The sequence below is a fragment of the Pseudomonas sp. BNK-7 genome, from assembly GCF_048072025.1.
Classification (GTDB): Bacteria; Pseudomonadota; Gammaproteobacteria; order Pseudomonadales; family Pseudomonadaceae; genus Aquipseudomonas; species Aquipseudomonas danubii.
Genome location: NZ_CP182252.1, coordinates 231,408 through 249,046 on the forward strand (window position 1 = coordinate 231,408; position 17,639 = coordinate 249,046).

The 17,639-nt window shown below is 57.2% G+C and carries 15 protein-coding genes; all 15 read left to right on the forward strand.

Annotation, left to right across the window (positions count from 1 at the left end):
* The first annotated feature begins 4 nt into the window (after positions 1-4).
* The gene (locus tag ACMGF8_RS01095; RefSeq protein WP_207166619.1) at positions 5-1,525 is read left to right on the forward strand and encodes an aldehyde dehydrogenase family protein; all 1,521 of its coding nucleotides are present in this window, start codon (positions 5-7) and stop codon (positions 1,523-1,525) included.
* A 177-nt stretch (positions 1,526-1,702) separates the two neighbouring features.
* Complete coding sequence (gene eutH, locus ACMGF8_RS01100) at positions 1,703-2,983, forward strand: ethanolamine utilization protein EutH (RefSeq protein WP_115581015.1); 1,281 nt, start codon at positions 1,703-1,705, stop codon at positions 2,981-2,983.
* A gap of 25 nt (positions 2,984-3,008) precedes the next feature.
* Positions 3,009-4,445, forward strand: coding sequence for an ethanolamine ammonia-lyase reactivating factor EutA (locus ACMGF8_RS01105; RefSeq protein ID WP_416758425.1), 1,437 nt, complete (start codon positions 3,009-3,011; stop codon positions 4,443-4,445).
* 28 nt (positions 4,446-4,473) lie between these two features.
* The gene (locus ACMGF8_RS01110; protein ID WP_102865328.1) at positions 4,474-6,669 is read left to right on the forward strand and encodes an ethanolamine ammonia-lyase; all 2,196 of its coding nucleotides are present in this window, start codon (positions 4,474-4,476) and stop codon (positions 6,667-6,669) included.
* 51 nt (positions 6,670-6,720) lie between these two features.
* On the forward strand, positions 6,721-8,115 hold the full coding sequence (locus tag ACMGF8_RS01115) for an ethanolamine ammonia-lyase subunit EutB (protein WP_102865327.1): 1,395 nt from the start codon (positions 6,721-6,723) through the stop codon (positions 8,113-8,115).
* 11 nt (positions 8,116-8,126) lie between these two features.
* Positions 8,127-8,951 carry an ethanolamine ammonia-lyase subunit EutC gene (eutC, locus tag ACMGF8_RS01120; RefSeq protein ID WP_102865326.1) on the forward strand — a complete coding sequence of 275 codons (825 nt, stop codon included), beginning with the start codon at positions 8,127-8,129 and terminating at the stop codon, positions 8,949-8,951.
* A 106-nt stretch (positions 8,952-9,057) separates the two neighbouring features.
* The gene (locus ACMGF8_RS01125; protein WP_102865325.1) at positions 9,058-9,516 is read left to right on the forward strand and encodes a GNAT family N-acetyltransferase; all 459 of its coding nucleotides are present in this window, start codon (positions 9,058-9,060) and stop codon (positions 9,514-9,516) included.
* A 236-nt stretch (positions 9,517-9,752) separates the two neighbouring features.
* Positions 9,753-10,409, forward strand: a complete 657-nt coding sequence (locus ACMGF8_RS01130) for a DedA family protein (RefSeq protein WP_102865324.1) — start codon at positions 9,753-9,755, stop codon at positions 10,407-10,409.
* Between the two features lie 5 nt (positions 10,410-10,414).
* Positions 10,415-11,227, forward strand: coding sequence for a zinc-dependent peptidase (locus ACMGF8_RS01135; protein ID WP_102865323.1), 813 nt, complete (start codon positions 10,415-10,417; stop codon positions 11,225-11,227).
* Positions 11,228-11,466: 239 nt separating this feature from the next.
* Positions 11,467-11,994, forward strand: a complete 528-nt coding sequence (ppa, locus tag ACMGF8_RS01140; protein ID WP_011063696.1) for an inorganic diphosphatase — start codon at positions 11,467-11,469, stop codon at positions 11,992-11,994.
* 547 nt (positions 11,995-12,541) lie between these two features.
* Complete coding sequence (locus ACMGF8_RS01145; protein WP_102865322.1) at positions 12,542-13,864, forward strand: UDP-glucose dehydrogenase family protein; 1,323 nt, start codon at positions 12,542-12,544, stop codon at positions 13,862-13,864.
* Between the two features lie 17 nt (positions 13,865-13,881).
* Complete coding sequence (locus ACMGF8_RS01150; RefSeq protein ID WP_180988633.1) at positions 13,882-15,213, forward strand: flippase; 1,332 nt, start codon at positions 13,882-13,884, stop codon at positions 15,211-15,213.
* Entirely contained in the window at positions 15,210-15,887 is a 678-nt protein-coding gene (locus tag ACMGF8_RS01155; RefSeq protein ID WP_102865320.1) for an FkbM family methyltransferase, read from the forward strand. Before ACMGF8_RS01150 ends, ACMGF8_RS01155 begins: the two co-directional genes overlap by 4 nt.
* Position 15,888: 1 nt before the next feature.
* On the forward strand, positions 15,889-16,785 hold the full coding sequence (locus ACMGF8_RS01160) for a glycosyltransferase family A protein (protein WP_207816008.1): 897 nt from the start codon (positions 15,889-15,891) through the stop codon (positions 16,783-16,785).
* Positions 16,782-17,588: a methyltransferase, TIGR04325 family gene (locus ACMGF8_RS01165; protein ID WP_102865319.1), complete on the forward strand. Its 807-nt coding sequence runs from the start codon at positions 16,782-16,784 to the stop codon at positions 17,586-17,588. Before ACMGF8_RS01160 ends, ACMGF8_RS01165 begins: the two co-directional genes overlap by 4 nt.
* Positions 17,589-17,639 lie beyond the last annotated feature (51 nt).

The window sequence follows — 17,639 nt, forward strand, 5'->3', positions numbered from 1 at the left end:
CACCATGCGTTACGCACACCCCGGTACTGAAGGCGCTATTGTTTCGTTCAAGAGCAAGTACGGTAACTACATCGGCGGCGAATTCGTTGCGCCAATCAAAGGCCAGTACTTCACCAACACCTCGCCGGTCAATGGCCAGCCGATTGCCGAATTCCCCCGCTCCACCGCCGAAGACATCGACAAGGCGCTGGACGCCGCCCATGCCGCCGCCGACGCCTGGGGCGCCACCTCGGTACAGGCCCGCTCGCTGATCCTGCTGAAGATCGCCGACCGCATCGAACAGAACCTGGAACTGCTGGCCATCACCGAAACCTGGGACAACGGCAAGGCGGTACGCGAGACCCTGAACGCCGACATTCCCCTGGCCGCCGACCACTTCCGCTACTTCGCCGGTTGCCTGCGGGCCCAGGAAGGCAGCGCCGCGGAAATCGACGGCAACACCGTGGCCTACCACATCCATGAACCCCTGGGCGTGGTCGGGCAGATCATCCCGTGGAACTTCCCGATCCTGATGGCCGCCTGGAAACTCGCCCCAGCCCTGGCTGCCGGCAACTGCGTGGTACTCAAACCCGCCGAGCAGACCCCACTGGGCATCACCGTACTGATGGAAGTGATCGGCGACCTGCTGCCACCGGGCGTGCTCAACGTGGTGCAAGGTTTCGGCCGTGAAGCCGGCGAGGCCCTGGCCACCAGCAAGCGCATCGCCAAGATCGCCTTCACCGGCTCGACTCCGGTGGGCTCGCACATCATGAAGTGCGCCGCCGAGAACATCATTCCGTCCACCGTGGAACTGGGCGGCAAGTCGCCGAACATCTTCTTCGAAGACATCATGCAGGCCGAACCGAAGTTCATCGAAAAGGCCGCCGAAGGCCTGGTGCTGGCGTTCTTCAACCAGGGTGAAGTCTGCACCTGCCCATCCCGCGCCCTGGTGCAGGAGTCGATCTACGACGAATTCATGCAAGTGGTGATGAAGAAGATCGAGCAGATCAAGCGCGGCGACCCGCTGGACACCGACACCATGGTCGGCGCCCAGGCCTCCGAGCAGCAGTTCGACAAGATCCTCTCCTACCTCGACATCGCCAAGAACGAAGGCGCGCAGCTGCTCACCGGCGGCAAGGTGGAGAAACTCGAAGGCGACCTGTCCAGCGGCTACTACATCCAGCCGACCCTGCTCAAGGGCACCAACAAGATGCGCGTGTTCCAGGAAGAAATCTTTGGCCCGGTGGTCAGCGTCACCACCTTCAAGGACGAAGCCGAAGCCCTGGCGATTGCCAACGACACCGAGTTCGGCCTGGGTGCCGGGGTCTGGACCCGCGACATCAACCGCGCCTATCGCATGGGCCGCGGGATCAAGGCCGGCCGCGTGTGGACCAACTGCTACCACCTGTACCCGGCCCACGCCGCGTTCGGTGGCTACAAGAAGTCCGGCGTTGGCCGTGAAACCCACAAGATGATGCTCGACCACTACCAGCAGACCAAGAACCTGCTGGTGAGCTACGACATCAACCCGCTGGGCTTCTTCTGATCGACCCTCCCGGCGACCCAGGTCGCCGGGAGGCCTTTTCGCGGCCTTGCCGCACTTGTTCACCTGCTCTGATCCGGTGCCAAAGGCTGGCCGGACGGAACACTGCTGTCGGAAGTTCTGCGCCAAACCAGTCGTGCACAGACCCTGCTTGAAAAACAATAACAAGGGACAAACGCAATGGATCAGATCGGCAACTACGTGCTCTACCTCATCATGCTCTGCGCCGTAATCGGTGCCTTCGCCGCCATCTATGACAGCGAGCGAGGCTTGGGCAAAGAATTCATGGAAGGCATCCATGCCACCGGCTACATCTTTGTGCCGGCCGCAGGGATCATGGCTTCCATTCCCTACCTGACCGTGGTCATCGAGACCGTCTTCGGTCCGTTCTTCAACTCCCTGGGCGCCGACCCGGCCCTGGCGGCGACCATGATCATCGCCTCGGACATGGGTGGCTATCAGCTGGCCTCGGCCCTGGCCGCCAGCAAGGAAGCCCTGGTGATGGCCCTGATCACCGGCTTCATGGGCGGCGCCACCATCGTCTTCTCGATCCCCATGGGCCTGGCGATGCTCGACAAGCGCGACCACAAGTACATGGCCCTGGGGATCATGTCCGGCATCCTCACCATCCCCGTCGGGGTGATGATCGCCAGCCTGATCCTGGCCTTCAGCAACCCGGTGGTACGCGAACTGGTGAGCACCAACGGTGAAGCCAGCTACCAACTGGCCCTGGGCCTGGGCAGCATCTTCGCCAACCTGCTGCCGATCCTGATCTTCGTCGTGGCCCTGGCCCTGGGCCTGCGCTTTTTGCCGGACATGATGATCAAGGGTTTCATCATCTTCGGCCGCGCCATGGACGCGGCCATCAAGCTGGTGCTGGTGTTCTCCATCGTCGAATACTTCACCGGGGTCTTCTCCGTGGTATTTGGCGGCTGGGGCTTCCACCCGATCATCGCCGACGCCCAGGACCAGACCCGCGCCCTGGAAACCGCCGGCTACATCGGCATCATGCTGGCCGGCGCCTTCCCCATGGTCTACCTGCTGCGCAAATACCTGGGCAAGCCTCTGGAAAACCTCGGCGGCAAGATCGGCTTGAGCGCGGTAGGCAGCGCCGGCATGCTGGCGACCATCGCCAACATCCTCGCCATGTTCCGCCTGGTGCGCCTCATGCCCCCCAAGGACAAAGTGGTGAACATCGCCTTCGGCGTCTGCGCCGCCTTCCTGCTGGGGGACCACCTGTCCTTCACCGCCAACTTCCAGCCCACCATCATCCTGCCGGTACTGATCGGCAAGATCAGCGCCGGCTTCGTCGCCGTCGGCCTGGCCTACTGGCTGTCGGTGCCCAAGGCGCTGCAACTGGAAGCTCAGGATCGGGCAGCGGGCATCATCGCCCCGGGCGAGTACCTGGGCGGCACTGCGCTGGACACGCCGGAACCTGCAGGCCAGAAGGCCACCGCCTGACTGCGGCGCGGCGAGGAACGCCTGCATGCAAGCCATCACGGGCGGCGCATCGGTACTGCTGCTGGGGCTGGACTTCGGGTCCACCACCAGCAGCGCGCTGATCGCCCAGGCCAGCCTGAGCAGCCACTGCATCACCGGACGCATGGCCCTCAACGAGCCACGGGTACTGTTTCGTGGCGAGCCGGTGTTCACCCCGTTCAAGGGCCAGGTCATCGATGAAGCCGCGATCCGGGCCCTGATCGAAACCTGGCTCGAACAGGCCGGCGTAAGCCCGCAACAGCTGTTTTCCGGTGGCGTGATCATCACCGGTCTGGCGGCGCGGCGGCACAACGCCCAGGCCCTGGCGCAACTGGTCGGCCAATTGATCGGCAACGCCCTGATCACGCGCGCCGACGACGGCGGGCTGGAGTCCTGGCTGGCCTTCATGGGCAGCTGTTCGGCGCTGAGCCGCTTCCACGCTCGGCAACCGATACTCAACCTGGATATCGGCGGGGGCACCACCAACGCGGCCTGGGGCCTGGATGGCAACGTCCTGGCCAGCGGCTGCCATTTCATCGGTGCCCGGCACTTGCAGTTCGAGCCGGGCAGTTATCGTCTCAGCGGCGTATCGGAGTTCGGTCAGGCACTGCTCGATCACCTGGCAATCCGCAAGCATCCCGGACAGGTCCTGGAGCGTTCCGAGCTGGAGGCGGTGGTCAATTGGTACATCGATGCCCTGGTCGCCATTGCCGAAGGTGATCGCCACTTCTTTGCCGGCCCGCTGGGCCAACTGACCGAGCAACTGCCGCTGATCCTCCCTGCACGCAATGCCGGCCCGGCCCTGACTTTTTCCGGTGGTGTGGGCGAGTTGCTCTATCGCCACCTGCAAGGCGAACCCATGCCCGGCACCACCTATTACGGCGATCTGGGCATCGATCTGGCCCTGGCCATTGCCCGCCACCCGCGACTGGTGCACGCGGCCACCCGGCTGGTACCGGAAAACCGCGGCCGGGCCACGGTCTACGGCCTGACCCTGCACAACACCGAGATTTCCGGCAGCACCCTGTTTCTGCCCCAGCCCGAGGTGCTGCCGCTCAATGACCTGCCCATCGTCGCCCGGCTGCCCATGGATGCCACCGAGCAGCAACTGGACGACGCCCTGGCCCTGGCACTGAGCAGTTGCGACGGCGCTTGCCTGCAATTGCTCGACAACGGCCAGGCGCCACGACTGGAGGACATCCGACAGCTGGGCGCACGCCTGGCCCGCGCCCTGGAGCAGGCACGACCCGCCCCGGACTGGCCGCTGGTGCTGCTGTTGGAAAGCAACGTCGGCAAGGTCTTGGGCAACTACGCCACGGATTGGGGGCGCAGATCTTGCAACCTGATCGTCATCGATGAAGTACGCGAGCGTTCGGCACACTTCATCAACCTGGGAAAACCCCACCAGCACATCGTGCCCGTCGCCTTCTACGGCGTGCACTGAGCCGATGCCGGCCAAGGAGCGTCTTGCCATGTCACTCACCGCACTGCAGCACATCCGCCTTCCCGAAGCGCTTGCCGAACGGGCCTACAGCACCCGGGTGCTGGACCGCGAGATAGGCTTCGCCAGCCTCAAGGCGGTGCTCGGCGCCGCCGACATCAGCAAGGCCGGGGACCGGGTGGCAGGGCTCGCGGCGGCTGATGAAATCACCCGCGAGGCGGCGCGCAAGGTGCTCTCAGAGCTGACCCTGGATCACTACTTCCAGCATCCACTGACCGATCGCCACGGCCGCATCGACAGCGTCATGCAGGTCAACTACGACATCGACCACAGCGTCTTTGGCGAAATCGCCGACCTGACCCTGGGCGCCCTGAAAGATCGCCTGCTGCGCAGCCATGGCACTGAAATACGCCGTATCGGCACGGCCCTGACCGGGGTCATGGTGGCGGCCCTGGCCAAGCTGCTGGACGTGCATGAACTGATCCTGCTGTCGAAAAAGCTCAAGAGCGGCGCGGCGGCCAAGGCCCGGACCCTGGTGGGCCTGCCCGGTACTCTGTCGTCGCGGCTACAGCCCAACCATCCCACCGACAACCTCAGCGGCATCACGCTGCTGGTCTACACCGGCCTGAGCATGGGCTCGGGGGACGCGCTGATCGGCCTTAACCCGGCCATCGACACCGTGGACAACATCAGCGCCACCCTGCGTCACCTGGATAAATTGCGTAGGGAAACCGGAGCGCCGACGCAGATCTGCGTGCTCTCCCACATCAAGACCCAACTGGCCTGCCTCGACCAGGGCGCGCCAGTGGAAATCATGTTCCAGAGCCTGGCCGGCACCGAACGCACCCTGACCGACGAGTTCGACGTCACCGTGCCGTTGCTGGATCAGGCCTGGCAGACCATGACCGAACGCGGCCCGTTGCGCGATGTTGCAGAAAACTTCATGTACTTCGAGACCGGCCAGGGCAGCGAGCTGACCTACGGCAAGCACGAAGGCATCGACATGACCACCTGCGAAGCCCTGTGCTACGGACTGGCCCGGCGCTATCGGCCGTACATGGTGAACAACGTCACCGGTTTCATCGGCCCGGAAACCCACCTCGACAACTTCGAGATGACCTATTCCTGCCTGCAGGACCAGTTCATGGGCAAGCTGCTGGGGCTGCCCATGGGCATGGCGCCCTGCTACACCCTGCACTCCCAGGTGACCCTGGAAGGCCAGCAAATGGCCACCGAATTGCTGACCGCCGCCGGTGCCAACTTCTTCATGGACGTGTACCTGAGCACCGACCGCATGCTCGCCTACTTCGACACCAGCGCCCACGACAACCAGACCCTGCGCGAAGTCCATGACCTGGCGCCGGCCCCGGAATACCTGCGCTGGGCCCTGGGCAAGGGGATTTTCCAGGAGGACGCCCACGGCAACGTGGAACGCGGACCGAACTGGGGCAACCCGCGGATTTTCTGTGAGTCGGACATTGATTTCCAGCGCCTGCTGGAGTCCACCCCGGCCACCTACGGCTTCGACAACGCCGGCCCACGCCCGGCCAACGCAGTGTCGCGGACCGTGCGCGCCAACCTCGCGGTGGCCCGAGAGGCGATCTACGTCGACCTGCGCCCTGCCGAAATCGCCGCCATTCCCCTGCGGGAACTGCGCACTGCCGCCCCGGACAAGCTGGCCCACCTGCAGGACCCGGAGTTGGGCGCGCGGCTGACCGAGGAGGTGCTACGGCGCCTGCAACCGGAATACAACGACGTGCAGATCGTGATTTCCGACGGCCTCAGCGCCGAGGCCATCCACCACAACATTCCCGAGCTGCTGCCGGTGCTGCTGGACGGTCTGCAGAGTCGGGAGCTGCGCATCGGCCAGCCGATCCTCGCGCCCTATGGCCGGGTCAAGCTGGCGGAGTCGGTGGGTGAAGCCCTGCAACCGCAACTGATCATCGTGCTGATTGGCGAGCGTCCCGGCGGCGATGCCCTGGCCTCGCGCAGCATGTCCGCCTACCTGGGCTACCGCCTGCCGGACGACCAGGCACGCCGCGCCGCCGCCCAGTTCAGCGGCAATCCGGACATTCGCTACGAATACACGGTGATTTCGAACATCTACAGCGGTGGCCTGCCACCGCTGGAAGGCGGCAGCCTGGTGGCGGAAAAGGCCTTTGCCATCCTCCACCACCGGGCTGCCGGAAACCGTCTGGAAAACCTGCTGAAGAAGGTGGCATCCTGATGATCCGCCAGCACTCGGCAACGCCCCTACATCGTTGAAACGGAGACTGAGATGGCCCAATTTTCCCACAGCGTAGGTTCTCAGACCTATCGCTTCGACAGCCTCAAGGAAGTCATGGCCAAGGCCAGCCCGGCCCGTTCCGGAGATTTTCTAGCCGGTGTCGCCGCCCTCAACGACGGCGAACGGGTCGCTGCCCAGATGACCCTGGCGGATATCCCCCTCAAGCACTTTCTCGAAGAAGTGCTGATTCCCTATGAGTCCGACGAAGTCACCCGGCTGATTATCGACAGCCATGACAAGCAGGCCTTCGCCACCGTCAGCCACCTCACCGTTGGCGGTTTTCGCGATTGGCTGCTCAGTGACGCCGCCGACGAGCAGAGCCTGCGTGCCCTGGCGCCGGGCCTGACCCCGGAAATGGCCGCCGCGGTGTCGAAGATCATGCGCGTGCAGGACCTGATCCTGGTGGCGCAGAAGATTCGCGTGGTGACACAGTTTCGCGGCACCCTGGGCCTGCGCGGGCGCCTGTCCACCCGCCTGCAACCCAACCACCCCACCGACGAGCCAGCGGGCATTGCCGCGAGCATTCTCGACGGCCTGCTGTACGGCAACGGCGATGCGATGATCGGCATCAACCCGGCCACTGACAGCATCGCCTCGATCTGCGCCATGCTGGAAATGCTCGACGCCATCATCCAGCGCTACGAGATCCCGACCCAGGCTTGCGTGCTGACCCACGTCACCACCTCCATCGAGGCCATCAATCGCGGCGTGCCCCTGGATCTGGTGTTCCAGTCGATTGCCGGCACCGAAGCCGCCAACGCCAGCTTCGGCATCAACCTCAACGTACTCCAGGAAGGCTACGAAGCAGGCCTGAGCCTGAACCGCGGCACCCTCGGGCAGAACCTGATGTACTTCGAGACCGGCCAGGGCAGCGCCCTCTCGGCCAACGCCCACTTCGGCATCGACCAGCAAACCTGTGAAACCCGCGCCTACGCCGTGGCCCGGCACTTCAAGCCGTTCCTGGTCAACACCGTGGTCGGTTTCATCGGCCCGGAATACCTGTACAACGGCAAGCAGATCATCCGCGCCGGCCTTGAGGACCACTTCTGCGGCAAGTTGCTGGGCGTGCCCATGGGTTGCGACATCTGCTACACCAACCACGCCGAAGCCGATCAGGATGACATGGACAACCTGCTGACCCTGCTGGGCGTGGCCGGGATCAACTTCATCATGGGCATCCCCGGCTCCGACGACATCATGCTCAACTACCAGACCACGTCCTTCCACGACGCACTCTATGCTCGCCAGACCCTGGGCCTGAAACCTGCCCCTGAGTTCGAACAATGGCTAGCCAGGACCGGTATCTTCACCCAGGCCGACGGCAAGGTGCATTTCGGCAACAACCTGCCACCGGCTTTCCGCCAGGCACTGGCCCAGCTGGGATAAGGAACAGGCACATGCAAAAACATCCGACCGACTCGCAAAATCCCTGGCTGGAACTGCGCCGCCTGACCCCCGCGCGCATTGCCCTGGGCCGCACCGGCACCAGCCTGCCGACCGGTGCCCAACTGGACTTCCAATTCGCCCACGCCCAGGCCCGGGATGCCGTGCACCTGCCCTTCGACCACGCCGGCCTGAGCGCCCAACTGGCCGAGCGCGGCCGTGACAGCCTGCTGCTCCATAGCGCCGCTACCGATCGCCACAGCTACCTGCAACGCCCCGACCTGGGGCGCCGGCTCAGTGATGAATCGGCCCAGAGCCTGCGCGACTACGCCAGCGCCCATCCCGGTGGGGTCGACCTGGCGGTGGTGGTGGCCGATGGTCTGTCGGCCCTGGCGGTGCATCGCCACACCCTGCCCTTTCTGGCGCGCATGGAGGAACAGACCGCTGCCGAAGGCTGGTCGCTGTCGCCGGTGATCCTGGTGGAACAGGGTCGGGTAGCGGTGGCCGACGAGATTGGCGAACTGCTGGGGGCGAAGATGACTGTGATCCTGATCGGTGAGCGTCCCGGGCTCAGTTCTCCCGATAGCCTGGGGTTGTACTTCACCTACCAGCCGAAAGTCGGGCTCACCGATGCCTATCGCAACTGCATCTCCAATGTGCGCCTGGAAGGCCTGAGCTATGGCATGGCCGCCCATCGCCTGCTGTACTTGATGCGTGAAGCCTGCCGCCGGCAATTGTCGGGAGTAAACCTCAAAGACGAAGCGCAAGTGCAGACTCTGGACAGCGACTCAACGGCAGACATGAAGGGCAACTTCCTTCTGGGGCCGCCCCAAGCGTGATTTTGCAAGACGATTGCGCTTTTTTTCCGCTTTGGGCAGCATCGGAACACGGCTGCCCGAGTCATCCAACCTGTGCCGTCACATCCACTTGAAGTTGAGAGCCACCATGCGGATTACTCAAGCAACCCTCGAGCACCTGGATCTGTTGACCCCGTTATTCGTCAAATACCGCGAGTTCTATGGCGCCCTGCCCTATCCGGATTCGTCCCGGGCCTTTCTGGAAAAGCGCCTGCGCCGCAAGGAATCGGTGATCTACCTGGCCCTGGCCGATGATGACAGCAACAAATTGCTGGGTTTTTGCCAGCTGTACCCAAGCTTCTCCTCCCTGTCGCTCAAGCGCGTATGGATTCTCAACGACATCTACGTCGCTGAAGATGCCCGGCGCCAGTTGGTGGCCGACAACCTGATGCGCACCGCAAAGAAGATGGCCAAGGAAACCAACGCCGTCCGCTTGCGTGTGTCCACCAGCAGCAACAACGCCGTGGCGCAGAAAACCTACGAGTCCATGGGCTTTCGCGAAGACAGCGAGTTCAAGAACTACGTCCTGCCTCTCAGCGATAGCTGATCTCACCAACAGCGGCCTGCGGGCCGCTTTAGTCCCTCAGGCCGTGGTGATCCCAGGGGGCCTGCCGCGCTTTGCACGCCGAAACGCCCCGCTACAATCTGAACACGCATTTCACCTCTCTGCCTTTATAATGGCCGCCCTTTTCGGCGCGTAAGAAAAGCTACACGTCCTTGTAGTCCCTTTCTCCGAGTCATCGCACAGGCCTGCCGAGCCAGGCTGTCACCACAGGTGCCCCCATGGATTTCAACCCGATCGACCTAATCCTTCATCTCGACGTTTACCTCGACATGCTGGTGAAAAACTACGGGACCTGGATCTACGCCATCCTGTTTCTGGTGATTTTCTGTGAAACCGGCCTGGTGGTGACACCGTTCCTGCCCGGGGACTCCTTGCTGTTCATCGCCGGCGCAGTCGCTGCGGGCGGCGGCATGGACCCGGTGCTGCTGGGGGGCCTGCTGATGCTGGCGGCGATCCTCGGTGACAGCACCAATTACGTGATCGGGCGAACCGCGGGCGAACGGTTGTTCAGCAATCCCAATTCGAAGATCTTCCGTCGCGACTATCTGCAGAAAACCCATGATTTTTATGAAAAACACGGTGGCAAGACCGTAACCCTGGCGCGCTTCCTGCCGATCATCCGCACCTTCGCACCGTTCGTCGCTGGCGTGGCCCGCATGCCCTACCCACGATTCTTCGCTTTCAGCGTGATCGGTACCATCCTCTGGGTCGGCGGCCTGGTGACCCTGGGCTACTTCTTCGGCAACGTACCGTTCATCAAGAAAAACCTGTCGTTGCTGGTGGTGGCCATCATCCTGCTGTCCCTGGTGCCGATGATCATTGGCGTGCTGCGCAGCCGCTTCGGCCGCAGTGCTGAAAAAGCCGAAACCCGCTAAACAGCATGTGGTCCCTCAGTGCCTGGCGCCGCAAGCGCCGACTGGCCAAGCACCCGGTCAGTGATGAAACCTGGCAGCGGGTGCGCCAGCACCTGCCCTTCCTCGACGGCCTCAGCGTTGCCGAGGACCAGTGGCTCAGGGAGGCCAGCGTGCTGTTTCTCGATGACAAGCACCTCACCGCCCTGCCCGGCGTGGAGCTGCATCAGGAACAACGCCTGCTGCTGGCAGCCCAGGCGCAACTGCCATTGCTGCACCTGGGCGACCTGAACTGGTACCAGGGCTTCCATGAAATCATTCTTTATCCCGACGACTTCCTCAGCCCCCAGCGCCACCGCGATGCCAGCGGTATCGAGCATGAATGGGACGGCGAGCACAGCGGCGAAGCCTGGCAACAGGGGCCGATCATCCTTGCCTGGCCCGGGGTGCAAGCCAGCGGCGGCTGGGAAGCCTACAACCTGGTGATCCACGAACTGGCCCACAAGCTGGACATGCTCAACGGCGACGCCAATGGCCTGCCGCCGCTGCACAGCGACATGCGAGTCAGCGACTGGGCGCAGGTGATGCAAAGTGCCTACGACGATCTCAACCGCCAGCTCGACCATGATCCGGACGCCGAAACCGCCATCGATCCCTACGCGGCGGAAAACCCGGCGGAGTTCTTCGCCGTCACCAGCGAATACTTCTTCAGTGCCCCGGACTTGCTCGTGGCGGCCTATCCGAAAGTCTATGAACAGTTGCAGCTGTTTTATCGGCAGAATCCATTGGCCCGACTGCAGCAACTTCAAGCTGAAGATCCGGTCTATCAAACGCATCACTAATGTCCTGTCGCGCCGATACGTTGTTCATCTGAAGGCCAGTTGAAAGACCACTGCACCGCCTGCCGACCGATGGCAAAACCGCCGGTCGCAAGGCTCGCCCGAACATGTCTGCGAGACAGTACAACCAAGGTTCTACGACCCTTGGCACGTAGCAACGGTTGCGGAGTGTGTCTATAATCGCCGCCACTTTTTGGTCAATCCGGCCAAGTCATTTGGTCAACTAACGGGGGCAACGCCCAATGAGCTACAGCAAGATTCCGGCGGGCAAAGACCTGCCGAACGACATCTACGTCGCTATCGAAATCCCGGCCAACCACGCGCCGATCAAGTACGAAATCGACAAAGACAGCGACTGCCTGTTCGTTGACCGTTTCATGGCCACCCCCATGTTCTACCCGGCCAACTACGGCTTTATCCCCAACACCCTGGCTGACGACGGCGACCCCCTCGACGTGCTGGTCGTGACCCCGTACCCAGTAGCGCCAGGCTCGGTGATCCGTGCTCGCCCAGTGGGCATCCTGAACATGACCGACGACGGCGGCGGCGACGCCAAAGTGATCGCGGTTCCTCACGACAAGCTGTCCCAGCTGTATGTCGACGTGAAGGAATACACCGACCTGCCAGCCCTGCTGCTGGAACAGATCAAGCACTTCTTCGAGAACTACAAAGACCTCGAAAAAGGCAAGTGGGTGAAGATCGACGGTTGGGGCAATGCCGATGCAGCCCGCGCCGAGATCCTGAAGTCGGTTGCCGCCTATAAAGGCTGAGAAGCAGCGTTAAGCTTCGAGCGACAAGCTTCAAGAGAAAGCCCCGAGTGATCGGGGCTTTTTCGTACCTGTTCCCCCATCACAATCGTCCTGCCAGCCAACAAGGCCGCACCAAACACGCACCCGGCAACAAATTCCCACGCACTATTTTCGTCCCCAGGGCCTCTGGATAGCGCTTCGCACTGGGAATTGCCGGCGAATATGCGTATGCTGCGCCCCACATTTGCGCATCGACCCTCCCTGCGGTCAGATCGCCCGACGAAGCGGATGACTTTCCTGCCCAGTCCCACAGCCAGCCGCAAGAGCTGGGTGTACGTTTTGAAGGCTGGTGCGGTTTACCAAAAATGAACCAAGCCAGTCCCCGAGAAGCCGGCCACAAGCCGGCTTTTTAATTACACCGAAATAATCCTACCCAATTCTAAAATCTCCCTGATAGCCTATGCACAAAAAGGTCAGGAACCAACAAGGTACGGGGCAAAAACACCGAGCACTGCCTAGCCCCCCTGCTACAGGTCATATCTGCAGTTTTTCTAAGAAAGGATTATTTATGAATGTCACCGTTTTCGGCACGGGCTATGTTGGGCTTGTCCAAGGAGCTGTGTTGGCTGAAGTGGGACATCATGTGGTGTGCGTTGATGTTGATCAAAATAGAATCGAAAACCTGAAAAAAGGAAAGATTCCGATCTATGAACCGGGTCTAGAGGCCCTAGTAACAAATAACTACGCGGCTGGTCGCCTACAATTCACGACTGATGCAGCCGAAGGTGTGATGCATGGTGATATCCAGTTCATCGCGGTAGGTACACCTCCCGACGAGGATGGCTCAGCCGACCTCAAATACGTCCTGACGGTAGCTGAAACCATCGCGACAAACATGCAAAACTCGAAAATCATCATCAACAAGTCGACCGTACCTGTAGGTACAGCTGACAAAGTGGGGGCGTGTGTTGCCACAGCCCTCTCCAAACGCAACAGAGCTGATCTTGGTTTCGATGTTGTTTCAAACCCAGAGTTTCTGAAAGAAGGTTCTGCGGTAGCAGACTGCATGCGTCCTGATCGTATTGTGATTGGAACGGCGAGCAAACGCGCTGAAGATGCCATGCGCGAACTCTATGCGCCCTTCAACCGCAACCATGAAAAAATCATTATCATGGACGTTCGCAGCGCGGAGCTGACGAAATACGCAGCCAACTGCATGCTTGCGACAAAAATCAGCTTCATGAACGAAATGGCCAACTTGGCGGAAAGACTGGGCGCTGATATTGAAATGGTTCGCCAAGGCATCGGTTCCGACCCGCGCATCGGCTATCAGTTTATATATCCAGGTGCAGGTTATGGCGGCTCCTGCTTCCCCAAAGATGTCCAAGCCCTGGTTCGAACCGCTGAATCCATAGATTTCGACGCAAGGGTTCTCAAAGCTGTCGAGCATCGTAATAACGAACAAAAGCGCGTCTTATACCAAAAAATACTCAACCATTTTAAGGGTGAGCTAAAAGGTAAGGTCTTTGCGCTTTGGGGTCTGAGCTTCAAGCCCAATACCGACGACATGCGCGAAGCTCCCAGCAGAGTATTGATGGAAGCGCTATGGGCAGCCGGAGCTATTGTTCAAGCGTTCGACCCAGAAGCAATGAGTGAGGCGCAGCGGATTTATCAAGACAGGGCCGACCTTCGCCTATGCCTAAGCAAAGAGGCGGCACTGGAGGGAGCGGATGCCTTGGTAATCATTACTGAGTGGCAGGCGTTTAAAGCTCCCGATTTCGGGCTGATTTCAGCGAAACTTAGTCAGCCGGTTATTTTTGATGGTCGGAACTTATACGAACCGACAAGAATAGGGGGCTTGGGCTTTGAATATTATGCAATTGGTCGTTAGTACAGACTATAAATTCCGTGAATAAGTTAACTTTATTATTGCATAAGCTCACACCTAAATCTGTTCTAAAAAAACTACAGCTTAGGGCCGACTTACAAGTTATAGCTTACAATAGCGGCTGGCTTCTACTTGACAAAGGCCTTCGCCTCCTACTTGGATTGTTTGTTAGTGCATGGGTTGCGCGCTACTTAGGACCAACTGAACTTGGAGAGCTTTCTTATACCATTACTTTGATTGCATTCTTTCAAGCCATAGCAAGCTTAGGTGCGGAATCCATCGTAGTTAGGGATATATCTCATAAAAGCTCCGATGCAGGCGAGATACTTGGCACAATTTTTGTTCTGAGACTGGTAGTTGGGCTTCTATGTTGGCTAACTATAATTGCGTTCTTAATTGTAACGAACGGACTCCACGAGCGTATAGTCCTACTAGCAACTCTAGCAGGCTCGGTTTTAGTCTTTCAAGCTGCCGACACAATAGATCTATGGTTTCAAAGTCAAAATCAAAATCGAAAAACCGTAGTTGCAAAAATGATTGCCTACTTACTATCAAGTAGCACGAAGATTGCACTAATATTATACGAAGCACCCTTGGAAGCTTTTGCAGCAGCTATCGCGCTAGATATGGCGTTTACCGCTATTGGCCTTTATATAATTTACAAAAAATCTGCAAAAAAGAATAGATGGCTGGCAACAAAAAAGTGTGCTCGTAGAATCCTTCGAGAATCATGGCCTTTTATCATTAGCGGGCTATCCATCATGACCTACATGAGAATAGACCAGTTAATGATTAAAAACTCCCTCGGAGCCGAGGCTCTTGGACTTTACTCCGCCATGCTCCCACTATCTACTTTGTGGCATGTCATACCAACGACGCTGAGTATCGTTCTACTTCCATTTATATCGAAGAAAAAAATAGAAAGCGCTGAAGCATACAACAATACACTTCTAAGTATATTCAGATATTTTTTGGCCTGCAGTGTAACAATTGCAATAGCAGTATCAGCACTATCACCCTTCATAATTACTGCACTCTACGGCCCGACATATAAAGACGCCGCTGCGATACTTAGCATTCATATATTTACAATCATACCCGTTTTTCTCGGAGTCGCACGCAGCCTATGGATTGTAAATGAAAGAAGATCAATGCTGTCGCTTTACTCTACACTTATTGGTGGCGCCATTTCTGTAACCTCTAACTGGATTCTGATACCGATACTGGGTATGACAGGAGCCGCGATTGCAGCAGTAGCTTCTTATTCCATCTCAGCAGTTCTCCTAACCGCCATATTTGATCCTAAAATATTCCTTATGCAACTAGGGATTCGACATTCGGAAAAATCATGAAAAAAAAACTAAAGAGCATCATAAAAGGCATCTTTAATCGCCACTACTACTCAAATAACTCATACGCACAAGAGGGGGAAGATTTAATTATCGACAGACTTTTAGAGAAAAAAAATAAAGGATTTTATCTTGAAGTAGGTTGCCATCACCCATTCCGCTTTTCAAATACATACTTCTTCTACAAGAAAGGCTGGAGTGGACTCTGCATTGACCCATTGCCTGGAGTAGGTGAAGAATTCAGTCGTTGGAGAAAACGAGATACCATTATCGAGAAAGGTGTCTCAAGCACAGAAGGCCACTTAATGTATTATATGTTTAATGACCCTGCGCTGAACACTTTCGACGAAGCTCTCGCTAAGAAAAGAGACGGCTTCCACGGATACAGACTTATTGAAAAAAGGAAAATTCAAGTTAGCCCACTTTCCTCCATTATCGAAGATAGCGGCTACAATGGAAAAATTGACTTTTTATCAGTAGATGTTGAAGGTCTTGATCTTGAAGTTCTGCAATCCAACAACTGGGAAAAATATCGCCCCAAAATTGTAGTTGCCGAGTCTCTTTCCCAAGAAGTAGTATTTTTCAAAGACCGCATATATCAATACCTCCAGGATCTGGACTATAAATTTTATGCAAAAACAGGTAACAGCTTAATCTTTATCGACGCTCGAGGTTAATGTGTACGCACCTGTTATTTTGTTCGTATATAACCGCATCCATCATCTCCAAGTCACGATAGATTCATTAAAGCTTAACAAGCTAGCTCCCAAAACAGACTTGATAATTTACTCGGACGCAGCAAAAAACAAACAAAGTGCAGAGGACGTATTAAAGGTTCGACTTTACCTCACAAAAATAGATGGTTTTCAGTCAGTCACCATCATTCATCGAAAGTCAAATTTCGGCCTCGCCAACTCCATTATTGACGGTGTTAGCGAGACACTAAAAACATACAAACGAGCTATCATTTTAGAAGATGATTTAGTTACAAGCCCATACTTTCTTAACTACATGAATGACGCTCTTGAAATGTACCAAGAGCACTCTGAGGTCGCGAGTATTCATGGCTACATTTATCCGATAAACAATAAAAACCTGCCTAATTATTTTTTCATAAAGGGAGCAGACTGCTGGGGCTGGGCAACCTGGGACCGTGCCTGGCAACACTTTGAAGCCGATGGAAACTTGTTACTAGAACAAATTAATAACGCCCCTGACAAAGCGGATTTTGACTTCTCAGGAGGCTACAAATATACAAAAATGCTTCAAGATCAAGTGGAGGGTAAAAATAACTCCTGGGCTATACGCTGGTATGCATCTGCATTCCTAAGAGGAATGGTTACACTTTATCCATCACAATCATTCGTCCATAATATTGGCAATGATGGCTCAGGCACTCATTCTGAAACAACTAATCATTTTGATGCCGACATTTTGAAACATTACCCCCCGTTGTCATTGAATAGTACAAAAGAGAATACAGTCGCCCGGACTCGAATAACGGAATACTTCTACTCCACCAGACCGAGTTTTTTTCGCCGAGCCATTCGTGCAATTATGCGGAGAATACGATGAAGAAAATTATAAAGCAGTTTCTACCGCCAATAATTCTTAGCGCATACAGAGCGATTAAAAGCTCACGTTTCGGTTTTATGGGAGACTACCCATCCTGGCAAGAAGCTGAAGACGAATGCAAGGACGGCTACGCCGCAGGCCCCATCTTTGAGAGTGTTAAACAGGCCGCACTTAAAGTGAAGAGTGGAGAGTATTTTTGTGAACGTGACTCTGTACTTTTCGAGTCCCCCCAATACTCTTGGGAGTCGCTGGCCTGTCTAATGCATGTTGCCGCTCGCTCCTCCGGCGAACTGAATGTGCTGGACTTCGGGGGCAGCCTGGGCAGTAGCTATTTCAACAATCGACTGTTTATCTCTGGACTGAAGACACATTGGTCAATTGTTGAGCAGGAACATTTTACAAGCTTCGGTTCAGAACACCTTGAAGACCAGAGTCTTTGCTTTCATAAAACCATTGAAGAAAGTATCAGCGCGCATCAACCAAATGTAATTTTACTCTCGAGTGTCCTGCACTATCTACCTGAGCCGTACGAGTGGCTTGAACGGTTACTCTCGGTTGCCCCCCCCTTCGTTTTGATTGATCGAACCCCCATGGGAAAAAATGGTCGAGACATAATCAAAGTACAGCGGGTACATCCATCTATATACTCAGCGAGCTACCCCTGTCGCATACTCGACCTTGACAAGATAATCAGCTATTTGAAAAGCCACAATTATAAAATCCTAGAATGTTTCCCTACACATATTGACGGTGACATCAAAGGCGGTGAGTACATGGGGATCTTTGCTGAAAAAATCGCTTAACTTTCAGCCATCAACTTGCACCCAAACGTAAACACCCAAGAAAAACCAAAG